The following is a 14,491-nucleotide window of genomic DNA, read 5'->3' on the forward strand; positions in this document are numbered from 1 at the left end:
CAGAAGGTGAACCATTCTGACTAATTTACCGTTACCGATGGAGCAGTTCAAGCGATTCAAGGACGAGATTACCCGCTTTCTGATGATGTACAAATTCGCGCTGGACTCTCTTGAGACGAAGATCGAGATTTTGAAGGAAGAGTTTCATTTCCTGCACGACTACAATCCGATCGAGCATACGAAATCGCGGCTCAAGTCCCCGGAGAGCATCCTGAACAAAATGTACCGGAAGGGCTGCGACATCTCCTTTCCGAGCATTCGCAGCAACATCAAGGACATCGCCGGACTGAGAATCACATGTTCGTTCGTCTCCGACATTTACCGGATCGCCGATATGCTTAGAATCCAGAGCGATCTGACTATCGTCGAGACGAAGGACTATATTCGCAATCCGAAGCCGAACGGCTACCAGAGCCTGCATCTGATCGTCGAGGTGCCGGTATATATGTCCGACCGTCAGGAGCAGGTATGCGTCGAAGTGCAGATTCGCACGATCGCGATGGACTTCTGGGCGAGCCTCGAGCACAAAATTTTCTACAAGTACAACGAGTCCGTGCCTCCGGGACTGCTTCGCGAGCTTAAGGAAGCGGCGGATTCCGCCGCGGCTCTCGACAAGCAGATGGAGCGGCTCCACAACGAAGTGCTCGAGATCAAGGAGAACCGGATGGAAAACGCCCCTCCGGGCGGCTCCAAACGGATTATCATCCGCGACCAGGAATACCCGATTCCGGCGGCATTCCTCCAATTGATCGACGGCGTGCAAGGCAACGAATAGCAAACGCATGGGACGGGAACGGAAGAGCGATTCTTCCGTTCCCGTTTGCGTTAACCGAATCCGCCGAGCCACGCCCAAACCAAAGCCCCGCTTTTGTTCCCGTTAACCCAATCCGCCGAGAAACACCTCCACCAAGCCCGCTTCTGTTCGCGTTAACCTAATCCGTCGAGCAACGCCCCCACCAAAGCCCCGTTTTTGTTCCCGTTAACCGAATTCGCCGAGCAATGTCTCCACCAAAGCCCCGCTTTTGTTTGCGTCAACCCAATCCGCCGAGCAACGCTCCCGCCAAGTCCCGCTTCTGCTCCCGTTAACTCAGTCCGCCGAGCAACGCCCCCACCCAACATTCTGACGTTGTTCTACTTTTTCGATTAACGCCTCACGATACAGCGCTTACATTCCGGAGTTGTTCTAACTTTTCGATTAACGCCTCATTATACAGCGCTTACACTCTAGCGTTGTTCTACATTTTCGATTAACGTCTAACGTACTTAGTTGCTCTCCCCAACAAATGCGTTCGTTCCATACGGACAAGCAGGAATAAATTGAGTATTGCTAGGGAACAATTGTTCGTATTATGATAAGAATAAACGTTCTCTATGGAGGCGAGAGGAATGTCCATAGCCAAGTATGTGGGCCGGACGGTCGTAATCGTGTATATGGACAAAAAGGAGCGGATCAGCAAAAGGACGATACGGGTGATCCGGGTCGACGCGGGCACGATCTACGCGTTCGATATGTCCCGCAACGCGCCGAGGAGGTTCGCATCCGAACGGATTTTGGCGGTGCAGCCGGTGATCGTGCATGCCTCCTGAGCGTACGATCTTTTTGGTGGACGGCCAGTCATTTTACGCATCATGTGAAAAAGCTGCTCATCCAGAGTACCGCAATAGGCCTGTTGCCGTTGGTGACCCGAGCCGCCCATCAGGGATCGTGCTAGCCGCCTGCCCGATCGCGAAAGCTCGTGGAGTAACGACGGCCGAACGCAATTTTACGGCGCTCGCCAAGTGTCCGGACTTGGTAATTATCCGGCCTCGGATGCAGAGGTACATTCAGATATCGTTAGCTATAACGGAGATATTTGAAACCTACACGGACTTGGTCGAGCCGTACAGCATTGACGAGCAGTTTCTGGATGTAACTGGCGTGCTAAAACAGTATGCTTCTGCGGAAGCGCTGGCTCGTCAAATACAAGAGCACATCCTTTTGTCTACAGGCGTTTGGAGCCGCGTCGGGATCGGCCCGAGCAAGATTCTCGCGAAGACGGCGACGGATAACTTCGCTAAAAAAACCGACGAGGGTATCTTCAGGCTTGGATACGATAACATCGAGACCGCTTTGTGGCCGCTGCCGGTGCACCAGATGTTTATGGTGGCCAGCAAGATGGCGACCCATTTTAACATCATGGGACTTCCGACGATCGGGGACATCGCCCGGCTGTCGCTCCAAGACTTTAAACGCCGTATGAGATTGCGGATGGGTAAACAGAGCGACATCCAGGCGGAATACTATTGGCAGACGGCGCGTGGAATCGATCCGAGCCCGGTCGTGCCGTCGATCCGTAATGAGCTTAAGTCCATCAGCCACGGCAAGACGCTGCGTGCCAGCCTGTATTATAGACGGCAGGATATCGAGCTTGTGCTGCAAGAGCTCGTGATCGAGGTTTGTCGTCGGGCTCGTCGATTGGGAAAGCAAGGCCGTGTGGTATCTGTGGGGCTTGGGGAGACGGACGGAGAACGGGCTTTCCGCTTTGGTCGGCAGACTACACTAGCCCACGCAACGAACCTCACGCACGAAATCGAGGCTGCTGTCCTACGGTTATTTAGGGAATATTGGCAAGGGTTGCCCGTTGCTTTCCTCTACGTATCCATAACGCAGTTGACCGACGATAATGTAACGCAGCTGACGCTCTTTGACGACCGCGCGAGGGCTTATGACCTTGAGCGAGCAACGGACGCAATAAAGGATCGATACGGGAGTGCGGCGATCATGAAGGCGTCGTCATTACAAGATGCGGGCGTAGCACGGGAGAGAGCTGGACAGATCGGAGGTCATTACAAATGAGCAAGCTTGATGGAAACGGCCGTTGGGGCGGCAAGATGCTGCTGACCGAGCATCAGGAGCAATATGAGCAACGTAATCGAACAGCCGCGGGAAAAGCAACAGCCGAAGAACTCCGCTTAATTAGAGATTCCGTGTTGCTCCCGCACTTAATGACAATGGTTCAGAAATCGCTTGATGAGATAAGCCGATCTCAAATATCTATGCATAATGTCATGACTCGATTTATGCGGGTGTTGTTGGATAGGGTAAGCATCGAAACCTTCAACAACCGTAGAGAACTGAAAAAACGTAATATCAAGATCCTGTCCGACGAGACTCAGGATGACATCGTGTATAATCGCTACCTCTGCCGAGGATACGAAGACAAGTTTGGTATGACGCGAGAGGTGATGCGAGCGGAAATCGGGAATCACCTTGCCAAAGCTGTTGAAAGCATACTTAAACCAACTAAGGAGTGATCTTATGCCAGCGATTGCGAAACCGGGAAAGACATACAAGGCGAAGAGACCAACGAGGGATGAGTTTGAGCTTGAAGAATTGGCAGACCAATTGACCGAGGCCAAGAACGAGGAGACTGAGGTAGTGCTAAGTGTATGGGGTTGGGATGAGGTTGTTCGAGGTGTCATAACGGAGATGGATTCCAGGACGACGCTTGTCCACGTCTACCGGCACGGCGAGACGATCAAGGTTCCGTTCTTGGATGTTATGAGGGTAAGCAACCCGATGTAGCCGCCGGCATTATTCGGATTATGGCGAAGTTCCAAGAGGATGGTATGGACAGAGAGGGAAAGCCCCGATTACTCGGGGCTTATTTTTCTAATTCTATTACCCACACATTACCCACAAACAATGTGTTAAATAGTGTATCTTTGTGTCCACTAATGGATATTTAAGAATGCTCAAAACCCGCGCTATTATTTGTTTCTGTCCACTTGATTCTTTCAGTGTCCAAAGATTAAAAACATGCTCACGATGTGCGACAAGAGCCTGCAGGAGATCCGGCGGACGCCAAATCTGTTCAAGCAGCAGCTGGGGGAATTTATCCAAATGGTCATGGACAAAATCAGCCGGGAGATGTTCGCCCTCCGCCGGGAGCTGCGGGGACGAAACATTAAAGTGTACGAGGACGAGATGCTCGACGGCATTATCTACCACCGCTATTGCTGTCGCGGCTACGAAGACAGGTTCGCCATCGTGCGCGAAGCGCTGCGCACGGAGATCGGCGTGCGGCTGGCGAAGTACTGCGCCGATATTCTGCATCCGCCGCTTAAAGAAGCACCCCCCGGTCCAGGCAGCGGTAGCTGATCGCCTCGGCCACGTCTTCGGCGCGGATCGGCTCCCGGTCGGCCAGATCCGCGATCGTGCGGGAAATCCGGAGGATGCGGTCGTGCGCCCGGAAGCTTAAGCCGAGCCGATCGTACACTTGCTGGAGAAGCGTCTCGGCATCCGAGGAGAGCTTGGCGTACTTGCGCAGATGGCTTCCCTGGAGCTGGCTGTTCCATTGGAAGCCGTGCCTGGCATAACGGGCGCGCTGTCTCGCGGCGGCGCCGGCCACGATCTCCCGCGCTTGCGCGGAGGAGAGGCTGCCGCCGGAGGAGAGGCCCTGCAGCGGCTGCCGCGAGAGCTCGACCTGAAGATCGAGCCGGTCGGCGAGCGGGCCCGATATGCGCGACCGGTATCTGGCGATGGCGGCGGGCGAGCAAGCGCACGGCTTGCCGCTCGGTTCGCCTCCGCAGAGGCACGGGTTCATCGAAGCCGCCAGCATGAATCCGGCGGGGAAGCGGCATACCGCTCTGGCGCGCCCGATCGTCACCTCGCGGTCCTCGAGCGGCTGGCGCAGCGTCTCGAGGCAGGCGCGGGAAAATTCGGGCAGCTCGTCGAGGAACAGCACGCCGTGATGGGCCAGCGTCACTTCCCCCGGCTTCGGAATCGAGCCGCCCCCGATCAGACCCGCGGCCGAGATCGTATGGTGCGGAGAGCGGAAAGGCCGGCTGCGGATCAGTCCGGTCCGCTCTCCGCCGAGCTTGCCGCAGACGCTGAAAATTTTCGTCACGGCCAGCGCTTCCTCGTCGTTCAGCGGAGGGAGAATCGTCGGCAATCTGCGGCACAGCATCGTCTTCCCGGTGCCCGGAGGCCCGACGAAGACGAGGTTGTGCATGCCGCTGGCGGCGACGAGCAGCGCCCGCTTGCCCTGCTCCTGCCCGACGACGTCGGCAAGGTCTACGTCGTCTCCAGACTCCTCCACGGCCCGCTTCAATCTGCGCAGCCGCTTTCTCCCGAAGCCGGCGGGAGCTCCTTCCGGCTCCTCTTCGGATTCCCCGTTGATCCATTCCGACAGGGACGAGATGCCCACCACTTCGATGCCGGGGAGAAGGGAGGCTTCGGCCACGGCGGAGCGGGGAACGACGATCCGGCGAATGCCGCTGCGCCGGGCGAGCTCGGTCATCGGCAGCACGCCGGGAACGCTGCGGATAGAGCCGCTTAGCGACATCTCCCCGATGAACAGCGTATCGGCCAGCCGCTCCGGGTCGACCTGTCCGCTCGCGCACAGAATGCCGGCGGCGATGGCCAGGTCGAACGCGCTGCCTTCCTTGCGCAAGTCGGCCGGAGCAAGATTGATCGTCACCCGGTCCAGCGGAAATTTCATTCCCCCGTTCTGAATCGCCGCCCTCACCCGGTCGATCGATTCCCGCACCGCCGAATCGGGCAGCCCGACGACGTTCACCTGAGGCAAGCCCGAGCTGATATTCACTTCAACCTCGATCAAGCGCCCTTCGATGCCCAGCACGCTTGCGCTCATCATTTTCGCATACATAACAAAAAAAACACCTCCTCCGTCCATGATCATGGCGACGGGAAAGGTGCTTCCTCTCCGAGAATATTGCGATTGATACAAGCATACACGTCAGGAAAGCCGCTGTCAACGGCAGCGCGGCCGACCGACTTCAGGGCTATGGGTCTCATTCGGCGCAGGCGGCGCGCGATGGGAGCAGCCTGCGGTACGATCCGCTCGCCAACGGCTTCACGCCGGCTCTAATGAAATAAAAATTCACAATTGTGCTCTCCGCCGCGATTCTTTATGATCAAAAGTGAGCAAGCGCTTCCAACGCCCGTTGCGGCGATTTCCCGACAGAAAGCAGGTCAGACAGGATGCCGTTGCCGAAAACGCTAAAGCACCGCCTTATCGTACTGCTGCTCCTCAGCTCGCTGTTTCCCGTCGTCCTCATCGGCAGCATCTCGTATTCTTCCATGTACGCGATGCTGAAGAACAAGGCGGACAAAGGGATCGCGAGCAATTTGCACCTGGTGCGCCTGTCGTTCGAGAACACGCTGAGCCAGCTCAACCGCGCCTCCCAGCAGCTCGTATTCGAGGGGGAGACGGGCAGCAAGCTCGATACGTATTTAAGCACGGACAACCTGGTCGTCAAGAGGCAGCTGGGCACGCAAATCATGAACGAGATGAGCCTCATTCATTTCACGAACCCGACTTTGGGCGTCATTTTCTACTATTTGGCCGACACGAAGGAAGTGATTTTCCAGAACTCGCAGCTCGTGCCGAATTTCGATCTGTTTAAGCTGCCGGTGCTGGCAGAACAGCTCAGCATGACGTATTACGGTCCGCACACCTCGATCAATCCACTCGACGGCAACCGGGTGCTGTCCGTCATCCGCAAGGTGAACATTCCGGCCAGGGACGACGTTTACCTGTATATCGAGACGGATTTTAAGCTGACGGATCGGATTCTCAATACCGACGACATTTACAGGGAGACGTTCCACCTGTTCGTCGATCAGAACGGCACGATCGCTTACAGCGAAAAACAGGACGTGTTCCGGACCGGGGAGACGCTGCCGCAGCTGTCCGGCGTTCGGGGAGAAAGCGGCGGATATTACCTGTTCGAGGAGATCAGCAACCAGTCGTGGCGGGTCGTGGCCGCCGTCCCGAAGCGTTCCTACAATCAGGAGATCGTCCGCTGGATCGTACAGTTCGCCGTCATCGCCGTGCTGTCGGTCGGCATCGGGTCGCTGCTCGCGCTGGCGATCTGGCGCATGGTCTACAAGCCGCTGCTGCATCTGCAGCGCAACATTCGTCGGCTGAAGAACAACCATCTGTCCGAGCTGAAAGGATACGATCGCGAGCCGCTGCTCGAATTCGCGGAAATCCATCAGCAGTTCGCCTCGATGCGGGATCGGATCAACGAATTGATCCGGGACATCGACCGCAACGCCAGGAGCAAGCGGCGGCTCGAAATCGAGAACCTGCTGTACAAGATCAACCCGCATTTCATCCACAACACGCTCGATACGATCCGCTGGCTGGCGCGGGTCAACGGGCATCATGAGACGGACCGGCTCGTCTCCACGCTGAACAAGCTGCTCTATTACAATCTCGGCAAGGGGCGTTCCGCAAGCATTCGGGACGAGATTGAGGCGCTCAAGCATTACGTTCTGCTGCAGGGGGTGCGGTACAACTTCCACTTCGAAGTTCGGTACCAAGCCGACCCGAGGCTGCTGGAGCTGCCCGTGCCGCGTTTTATTTTGCAGCCGCTCGTGGAAAATTCGATTACGCACGGCCTGCGGAACAAGGGCGGAGATCCGGGGGTGATCGAGGTCGCCGTCATCGAGGAGGAGGGCGGACGCGTGCGCGTCGAGGTGCGGGACGACGGCTACGGGATGACCGAGGCGGAAGTGCAGCGGATGCTGTCCGGCGGAGGCGAGGAGGAAAGCAGAACGGGGCTCGGAATCGGCTGGCAGTATGTGCGGCGAATGCTGGAGCTGCAATTCGGAGGCAAGGCCGACATGCGCGTGGAGAGCGGTCCGGAGGCAGGAACGACGATTACGCTGCTGCTGCCCGTCGTAAGGGAGAAGGAGGAGAAACATGCTGAAAGTGATGGTCGTGGATGACGATTACCTCGTGCGCCAGGGCATTATTCGCGTGATGCCCTGGGCCCGTTACGGGATGGAGGTCACGAGCGAGGCCAGCAACGGAGAGGAAGCGCTGGAGAAGATGGCGGAAGCCGAAGTCGACCTGCTCGTGACCGATCTGGCGATGCCGGGCATGTCGGGGCTTGAGCTGATCAAGCGGGTAAGGGAGCGGTATCCGCCTGTGCATATGGTCGTACTGACGTTCCATCACGAATTCGAGCTGGTCAAGGATGCGCTTCGTCTCGGCGTGCTGGATTACATCACGAAGGTCGAGCTGGAAGACGACAGACTGGCTTCGATTCTCGAGCGGATCTCCGATCGCATTCGCAGGCAGCCGGCGCGTTCTCCGGCCGATGCCGGGCGCAATGCCGACGGCAGCTTCGAAACGGACGAGGCTTATGCCTGTTTCCGTGCGCGCGGACAGGAGCGGCGGTGGATCGTCGCCGAGACGGCCGAAGCCGCCGAAGCGGACGACGCGAGCCGCGCGGATAGCGGCAGGGATGCCCCATCCGCCGCCGCAGCCCGCCGCGATCGCCATCCGCTGGACGGCATTGTCGTTAAGCTGCGGGGCGTGAAGGGGATGGCCAGGCCGGAACTGCTGCAGAAGCTGCGGCTTCGCGGCGAGAACGAGCTGTTTTACGGCGCGGAGGACGGCGTCCGTCAGCACGAATGGACGGTCGCGATTCTGGAGGAGGAGCGGGCCGCGTCCCGGGAGGAGATCGTGCGGCTCGGGCTGGGCTGGTCCGGCCTGGAATGGCTGACGGACGCGGAAGCGTTCGAACGGCTTAGCGCGTGTACGGCCGCCCTCAAGCTGCCAGCGGCGCAGCTGGAGCAGATGCTGTACGTCGCGATGGAGGAGTGGGCCAAAGCATGCGATCCCGAGCTGCTTCGGTTCGACGAATCCAACCGGCCGCAGACGTGGGGGGCGTGGGTGAAGCGGCTGCAGGACATCCGTTCGGGCGCGATGGCCTATGCGAACCGGGAGGCGTATTCTCCGGCCATCGTCGCCAGCATTTTCAAGGCGGCCGATTACGTCAAGCAGCATATCAACGAGGACCTCCAGCTTCCCGACATCGCGTTGAAAGTAAATATGAGCCGGAGTTATTTCAGCAAATGCTTCCGCGACATTACCGGCCGCACGTTTCAGGAATACGTCAGGGATTGCCGAATCGAACGCGCCCAGCGGCTGCTTCGCCATACGTCCAAGCCGGTCAGCTGGATCGCGTCGGAATCGGGTTATCCGAACGAGCGCTACTTCAGCAAGGTATTCCGCGAAGCGACCGGCGAGCTGCCGCGCGATTACCGGAGAAAACATCTGAAAAGTCACAATTGATCCGCGCGAAAGTGCACTTTCGTCTTTTCCGGGGCTGGATCAGTCCGAATTGCAGGACGTTTTGCGACCGGAGTCAGGACGCGTCATGACGATGGGGTGAAGCGCTTTCATGTAGGATAAAACTCAAGAAAGCGACTTCATCAAAGGAGGCTGTAAAATGGCAAAATCCACAAGCGCAAGGATCGTCGGCTTGTTGCTGGCGCTCGCGCTGACGATTACGGCGTGCTCGGGGGGCAAAACGAACGACGCTTCGAATACCGGAGGAGCAAGCGCAACGAGCGGGGCGAGCCCCTCGGCATCCCCGTCCGGCTCCGCCAAGGAGATCGATCCGTACCGGCTTGACGAGCCCGTCGAATTCACCACGTTTAAGCATGTGGGAGCCAACGCCAAACTGCCCGCGGGCGATACGGTGGAGAACAACCAGTACACGAGATATTTGCAGGAGAAGGCGAACATTACCGGCAAAGTGCTGTGGTACGCGTCGGGCAGCGACTTCGATCAGAAGTCGATGCTGGCCATCGGAAGCGGCGATATTCCCGATATTTTCGTCGTCGACGAGCAGACGTTTCGGACGCTCGCCAAGGCTGGGCAAATCGAGGATTTGACGGAGGTGTTTAATCAGTATGCGGCCCCGCTGACGCGGGAAATTCTCGATTCGACGGAAGGCCGGGCGCTGGAAGCGGCGACGATCCAGGGCAGGCTGATGGCGATTCCGAACATCTCGGTGCAGGCCGATTCCGCGAGCATGCTGTTCGTTCGCCAGGATTGGCTCGACAAGCTCGGACTGGAAGGGCCGAGAACGATCGCGGACGTGGAGCGCATCGCCAAGGCTTTCGTCGACAACAAGATGGGCGGGGAAGGGACGATCGGGTTGACCGGGCCCAACAACACGCTGACCGTGCCGATGAAATCGAGCAGGCACGACTTGAAAGGATTTTACGCCGCCTATAACGCATTCCCGGGCAACTGGGTGAAGGATAAGGACGGCAACCTCGCATACGGTTCGATTTTGCCGGAAACGAAGGAAGCGTTGGGCAAGCTTCGCGACATGTATGCAGCCGGACTGATCGACAAGGAATTCGCGATTCGCAAGGACACGGACCAGACGGTCATTGGCGGCCAAGCCGGCATGTTCTTCGGTCCGTGGTGGTCGGGGGGCGTGCTGCGCGACACGTACGCCAACGATCCGGATGCATCGTTCAAGGTGTACATGATCGAAGACGAACAAGGGCGGATCAATAATTTGAAGATGCCGGTCAGCCAGAAGTTCGTCGTCGTGAAAAAAGGGTTCAAACGTCCGGAGGCGGCGATGGTCTACATGAACACGTTCATCCGGGCGGAGCGCAAGGCGGAGCCGGACGCGGCCAAGCTGGATACGTCGATCAGCACGGAGTTTTGGCCGATCGGCAACCCGACGTTCGACTATGCCGACGCCGTGGAGCGAAAATCGGTCATTCTCGCCGACGCGCTCGCAGGCAGAGTCAAGCCGGACGATCTGATTCCGGAGATGAAGGTGCTGTACGATCTGGCCAAGGCGGACGAAGCGGCGCCCAAGGCGGATCTGGCGGGCTGGGGCCGATTCTACGGCTATACCGAACCGGCCGAAATGCTGAAGCGTTCGATGAACTCCATCTACAACGAGTTCACGGTGACGACGCCGACGATGGATCGCAAATGGGCGAATCTGAAAAAGCTCGAGGACGAAGCCTTCTTCTCGATCGTGATGGGCAACAAGCCGCTGGAGGAGTTCGACCGGTTCGTCTCCGACTGGAAGGCGCAGGGCGGCGACGAGATTGCGGCGGAAATCGGCGAAGAGCTGAAGCAGCGATAAAGCGGGCGAGCGAAAGCGCCATTGCGGCTTCTGCGACGGTGGCGCTTTTCGCCATGCTTTGCGAAAGGAGGCGAACGGGTAAGGATGAGAGGCTTTCAGAAGCATTACCACCTGATGTTGCTGCCGGGCATCGCGCTGCTCGTCGCTTTCCAGCTCATCCCGCTGTTCGGCGTCGCGATCGCGTTCCAGGACTTCAACATCGGGCTGGGACTGGCGAGATCGCCGTGGATCGGCTTGGAAAACTTCAAGTACTTGTTCCAGATCCGGGACAGCAAAACGATTTTCTATAATACGGTGTTCATATCCGGAGGCAAAATCATCGCCGGCATTATCGTGCCCGTCACGTTCGCCGTGCTGCTGAACGAGCTTCGGGCCGCCGCGTTTAAGCGCTGGGTGCAGACGGTCGTTTATTTGCCGCATTTTCTGTCGTGGGTCATCCTGGCCGGCGTGCTGATCGATATGCTGTCGACCGGCGGCATCGTCAACCGGATCATCGCTTCGTTCGGCGGGGAAAAAATCATGTTTCTGGCCAGCAACGACTGGTTTCCGTGGATTCTGATCGGCTCCGACACGTGGAAGGATTTCGGCTTCGCGGCCATCGTCTATTTGGCGGCGCTCGCGGGCATCGATCCGACTCTGTACGAAGCCGCGGAGATCGACGGGGCGACGCGCTGGCAGAAGATGAGGTACATTACGCTGCCCAGTCTGGCGACGACGGTCATTTTGCTGGCCACGCTGTCGATCGGCAACATTTTGAACGCGGGCTTCGATCAAATTTTTAACCTGTACAATCCGCTCGTCTACGCTTCCGGGGACGTCATCGATACGTACGTGTATCGGGTCGGTCTCGTGCAGGCGCAGTACGGCTTCGCGACCGCGGTCGGCCTGCTGAAGTCGGTCATCGGATTCGTCTTGATCATCGTCTCGTATCGGCTGGCGTACCGGTTCGCGAATTATCGGATTTTCTAGGAGAGAGGCGGGTGTCAACGGAAAATGGTACGGGATCGCTCGTTATCGGCCCGCGCATGGAACGTCTGCCTGATCGCGGCAATGGCGCTTGCCGCCTTCGGTTCGCTGGCTCCGATCATCCATACGGTGGCCGTGTCGTTCAGCAATTCCGCGGCGGCCGCCGGCGGCTTCATTACGTTCTGGCCAAGAGGCTTTAATTTCGAATCGTATCGGAAAATTATCGAGGATCCCCATTTCGGCAATGCGTTCCTCGTGTCGACGAAGCGGGTACTGCTCGGGGGGGCGATCAACTTCGTCCTGACCGTCCTGATGGCGTATCCGCTGTCCCGCAGTTCCCGCGAGTTCAGGGCCCGGCATTACTACATGTGGTTCGTGCTGTTCACGATGCTGTTCAGCGGAGGGATTATCCCGCTCTATCTCGTCGTCAAGTACATGGGCATGTTCAATTCGATCTGGGCGCTCGTATTGCCGGGGGCGGTGCCGGTTTTCAACGTCGTGCTGCTGATGAACTTCTTCCGCAACCTCCCGAAGGAGCTCGGAGAGGCGGGGCTGATCGACGGAGCGGGCCCGTGGTACATGCTCGTCCGCATTTTCTTGCCGCTGTCGCTGCCGGCCATCGCGACCGTGACGCTGTTCAGCATCGTCGGGCATTGGAACGCCTTTTTCGACGGGCTGATCTTCATGCGCAGCGTGGAAAACTACCCGCTCCAGACGTATATCCAGCAGCTTGTCGTGCAGCTGCCGCCGGAGTATATGGATTCGACGAACATGGACTTGCTGGACAAAATGTCCGACAAGACGCTGAACGCGGCCAAAATCATGGTGTCGATGATTCCGATTCTCGCCGTTTATCCGTTTTTGCAGCGGTATTTCATTCACGGGATTATGCTCGGGTCGGTGAAGGAGTAGGAGGATGGCGATGGGAGGAGAAGAAACTGCAAGCCTGACGATCGTAAGGACGATTCGGCATGAAGAAGAGCGGGATTATTACTTGGAGCTTCCGTTCGAGCTGCCGGAGCGCACGGAAGAGCTTCATATCGGGATCGAGGTCGAGCCGCTCGGCGAAGGGAGGGCGGTTATCGATCTCGGTCTGAAGGACGCTTCCCGCATTCGCGGCTGGAGCGGCGGCGCGAGGACGTCGGTCTTCGTCGGCTGCGAGAAGGCAACGCCCGGCTATCTGCCGGGAGAGCTGCGCGCGGGAACTTGGGCGGTGCTGCTGGGCGCATACCGCGTTCCTCCGGCCGGGTGCCGGGTAACGGTAAGCATCCGGTGCGTGCCGGAGACGCGCAGATGGTTGAAGGGCGACTTGCACACCCATACCGAGCACAGCGACGGGACGTATACGCTGCGGGAGGCGGGGGCGATCATGGAGTCGCTCGGATGCGATTTTATCGCCACGACGGACCATAACACGATCAGTCAAAACGACGCCCATCCGAAGGATACGGGCCTTGTGTTCATCCCCGGCATGGAGCTGACGACGACGCGCGGGCATGCCAACCTGCTCGGCGTGAGAGAGCCCGTCCGGGATTTCCGCGCGGCCGGACCGGACGATCTCCGCAGCCGCCTGGACGAGGCGAAGCGCAGCGGAGCGTTGGTCGTTCTGAACCATACGCATTGCGAGTTTTGCCCGTGGGAATGGGGCTTCGACGTAGAGAGCGACGCGGTCGAGGTGTGGAACGGGCCATGGACGGAGCGCAACGACAGGGCGCTGAATTGGTGGCAGTCGCGGCTCGCCGCCGGCGAGCGGCTGGTCGCCGTGGGCGGGAGCGATGTTCATCGGCCGCATCCTTACGTCCGTCACGCCATGCCCACGACGTGGGTGTACGCCGATTCCCGCACATCCGCGGGTATATTGGAGGGCGTCAGGAAAGGCCATGTCTTTCTCTCGTATGCGCCGGACGGGCCGACGATAGATCTGAAGATCGGAACGTGCATCATGGGAGAGGCGTACGAACAGGGTTCGGGAGAAGACGGGGAGGCCCGCTTGAGCCTCGCGGGACTGTTGAAGGGGGATACGGTGAAAATCGTCTCCGCTCTCGGAGAGGAACAGCGATATACGGCGGAGAAGGACGGGGAGTGCAGCTATTCGTGGCCCGTTCTGGCCCGCAAGTTTTATCGGGTCGAGGTGTGGCGTTACTTTCCCGAAGCGGACCGCGAGCTGCTTGCCGCGCTGGGCAACCCCGTTTATTTGGAATGAAGACGAGGCGCCGCGCTCAAGAAATTCGATGGAGGATCGGCGGAAGCATGTCGAGCAGCCGCTCCTGGAATTTGGCGTCGCTGTAATTCCAGGAGTCGGCTCCGAGCGCGTAGACGCAGCCGCTGCGAACCGCCGGCAAGCTTCTCCACAACGGGCTCTCCATCATTGCCAGGGCGGCGCGGCGCGAATGTTCGTTCTCGGACTGGCGGCGCGAACGTATTGAAGGTGACGCTCAGCGCGATTTTTGGATAAGGTGTTGTAGTAGAGCATTCCAGAAGTAAAATGCGATTGCGCTCGAAGCGTAAGCGTCAAACCCTACCCACCTTCGTTCTTTGCAGCAACCATGAGATAATCCTCCTCAGAATCAATTCGGGGGAGGATATTTTATGGCCAGAG

General features: G+C 58.4%; 14 protein-coding genes. 12 read left to right on the top strand and 2 right to left on the bottom strand.

Translation table 11 applies throughout. The annotated features are described in order from the left end of the window. Positions 1–37 precede the first annotated feature (37 nt). From B0G52_RS33485 to B0G52_RS33510, 6 genes are all read left to right on the top strand, one after another. Positions 38–775: a GTP pyrophosphokinase gene (locus B0G52_RS33485; protein ID WP_094050790.1), complete on the top strand. Its 738-nt coding sequence runs from the start codon at positions 38–40 to the stop codon at positions 773–775. A 611-nt stretch (positions 776–1,386) separates the two neighbouring features. Beyond that, positions 1,387–1,587: a hypothetical protein gene (locus tag B0G52_RS33490; RefSeq protein ID WP_094050791.1), complete on the top strand. Its 201-nt coding sequence runs from the start codon at positions 1,387–1,389 to the stop codon at positions 1,585–1,587. Continuing rightward, positions 1,577–2,836: a DNA polymerase IV gene (locus B0G52_RS33495; RefSeq protein WP_094050792.1), complete on the top strand. Its 1,260-nt coding sequence runs from the start codon at positions 1,577–1,579 to the stop codon at positions 2,834–2,836. Before B0G52_RS33490 ends, B0G52_RS33495 begins: the two co-directional genes overlap by 11 nt. After that, entirely contained in the window at positions 2,833–3,294 is a 462-nt protein-coding gene (locus B0G52_RS33500; RefSeq protein ID WP_094050793.1) for a YhjD family protein, read from the top strand. Before B0G52_RS33495 ends, B0G52_RS33500 begins: the two co-directional genes overlap by 4 nt. A gap of 4 nt (positions 3,295–3,298) precedes the next feature. Further along, the gene (locus tag B0G52_RS33505) at positions 3,299–3,565 is read left to right on the top strand and encodes a YolD-like family protein (RefSeq protein ID WP_094050794.1); all 267 of its coding nucleotides are present in this window, start codon (positions 3,299–3,301) and stop codon (positions 3,563–3,565) included. Between the two features lie 234 nt (positions 3,566–3,799). Next, on the top strand, positions 3,800–4,141 hold the full coding sequence (locus B0G52_RS33510; protein ID WP_094050795.1) for a YhjD family protein: 342 nt from the start codon (positions 3,800–3,802) through the stop codon (positions 4,139–4,141). Here B0G52_RS33510 and B0G52_RS33515 read toward each other — a convergent pair. Next, positions 4,104–5,651, bottom strand: coding sequence for a YifB family Mg chelatase-like AAA ATPase (locus tag B0G52_RS33515; protein WP_094050796.1), 1,548 nt, complete (start codon positions 5,649–5,651; stop codon positions 4,104–4,106). The genes B0G52_RS33510 and B0G52_RS33515 overlap by 38 nt on opposite strands. Positions 5,652–5,986: 335 nt before the next feature. On the opposite strand from B0G52_RS33515, the gene B0G52_RS33520 reads away from it, so the two are divergent. From B0G52_RS33520 to B0G52_RS33545, 6 genes are all read left to right on the top strand, one after another. Continuing rightward, positions 5,987–7,741 (top strand): sensor histidine kinase, encoded by a 1,755-nt coding sequence (locus B0G52_RS33520; RefSeq protein ID WP_094050797.1) that lies wholly within the window; start codon positions 5,987–5,989, stop codon positions 7,739–7,741. Then, positions 7,716–9,095 (top strand): response regulator transcription factor, encoded by a 1,380-nt coding sequence (locus B0G52_RS33525; protein WP_094050798.1) that lies wholly within the window; start codon positions 7,716–7,718, stop codon positions 9,093–9,095. The genes B0G52_RS33520 and B0G52_RS33525 overlap by 26 nt, the downstream gene beginning before the upstream one ends. A 157-nt stretch (positions 9,096–9,252) precedes the next feature. Beyond that, a complete protein-coding gene (locus B0G52_RS33530; RefSeq protein WP_094050799.1) occupies positions 9,253–10,926 on the top strand; it encodes an extracellular solute-binding protein in 1,674 nt (557 codons plus the stop codon). 84 nt (positions 10,927–11,010) lie between these two features. Continuing rightward, on the top strand, positions 11,011–11,895 hold the full coding sequence (locus B0G52_RS33535) for an ABC transporter permease (protein WP_094050800.1): 885 nt from the start codon (positions 11,011–11,013) through the stop codon (positions 11,893–11,895). Positions 11,896–11,919: 24 nt separating this feature from the next. Further along, positions 11,920–12,804: a carbohydrate ABC transporter permease gene (locus B0G52_RS33540; RefSeq protein ID WP_094050801.1), complete on the top strand. Its 885-nt coding sequence runs from the start codon at positions 11,920–11,922 to the stop codon at positions 12,802–12,804. 10 nt (positions 12,805–12,814) lie between these two features. Beyond that, positions 12,815–14,095 carry a CehA/McbA family metallohydrolase gene (locus B0G52_RS33545; RefSeq protein WP_233163305.1) on the top strand — a complete coding sequence of 427 codons (1,281 nt, stop codon included), beginning with the start codon at positions 12,815–12,817 and terminating at the stop codon, positions 14,093–14,095. 16 nt (positions 14,096–14,111) lie between these two features. On the opposite strand, the gene B0G52_RS36520 is transcribed toward B0G52_RS33545, so the two are convergent. Next, positions 14,112–14,246: a hypothetical protein gene (locus B0G52_RS36520; protein WP_255407527.1), complete on the bottom strand. Its 135-nt coding sequence runs from the start codon at positions 14,244–14,246 to the stop codon at positions 14,112–14,114. Between the last annotated feature and the right edge of the window lie 245 nt (positions 14,247–14,491).

This window comes from Cohnella sp. SGD-V74, assembly GCF_003001675.1.
Lineage (GTDB): Bacteria > Bacillota > Bacilli > Paenibacillales > Paenibacillaceae > Cohnella.